General features: G+C 71.4%; 1 protein-coding gene. It reads left to right on the top strand.

Annotation, left to right across the window (positions count from 1 at the left end; all coding sequences use genetic code 11):
- A partial coding sequence (locus V4F39_RS26430; protein WP_425606892.1) for a T6SS effector phospholipase Tle3 domain-containing protein occupies positions 1 to 997 on the top strand: 997 nt, incomplete at both ends.

The raw sequence follows: 997 nt of genomic DNA, 5'->3' as shown, positions 1-997 counted from the left end.
CCCGAAGGCCCGGCGCACCACCGCGCTGCGCCGCTTCCCCGTCGCGCTCGACGAGGACGATGCCTGGGGGGGCGGGCCGTTCCAGAACGGCACCAGCCACCTGCTGGCGATGTTCGACACGCTGTACGGCTTCGCCTGCAGCGGCCTGGGCGGCGCGATCAACCTGCAGCGCTTCAACCCGATCACCGACCGCTGCCTGTCCGATGCGCCGCCGCGCAGCTACATGGTGCACGCGGCGCGCCGCCTGGCCTTCCTGATCAGGACCATCCGCGATGCCAGCCCGCACGAGACGATCAACGTCGTCAGCCACAGCCAGGGCACCATGGTGGCCGGCCTGGCGATGCTGTTCCTGCAAGAGCAGGGCGTGCGCGGACCGGAGGCGCTGTTCCTGTGCAACAGCCCCTGGAGCCTGAACGAGCCGGACCTGCTGGAGGCCGTGCAGTACGGGGCCAATGACCAAGTCGTCTCGCGCGCCGCGCGGCTGGCCACGCTGCGCGAGGTGGCGCTGGTGCTCGCCCAGGCGGCGCGGCATCCCGCGGCGGCGTCGATGGCCGACATCACCCGCCAGTGCCTGTGCACTCGGGCGCGCGATGCGTACCTCGGCCGCGCCGAGCACGGCCGCCTGTACGTCTACGCCAACCCGCACGACCGGGTGATGGGCGCCGAGGTGCTGCGCTCCATCGGCTGGCGTGGCCTGACCTCGGTCGAGCAGCAGAAGGTGGCCGGCAACGTGGTGCTGCGCATGTGCGCCGAGAACATCGAGCTGGGCCGCGGCGGCTACGTCTACACGATGTCGGCCCGGGCGTTCGGCATCATGCGCGACGACAGCGGCAAGGACACCGGGCAGGTCCGCGAGGACTTCTGGTACCCGTCGTCGGAGCGCTTGCCGGTGTTCGGCCCGCTGTACGCACCGCCCACGGCCAACGAGGCGGAGGTGTACATCGGCGCGCCCAGCCTGCCCTGGTACATCGATGCGGCGCTGCGGGCGGATGTCGAA

Origin of the sequence: Aquincola agrisoli (genome assembly GCF_036621135.1) — a bacterium.
GTDB classification, from domain to species: Bacteria; Pseudomonadota; Gammaproteobacteria; order Burkholderiales; family Burkholderiaceae_C; genus Aquincola; species Aquincola agrisoli.
This window is presented reverse-complemented; position numbering and strand designations above follow the sequence as displayed.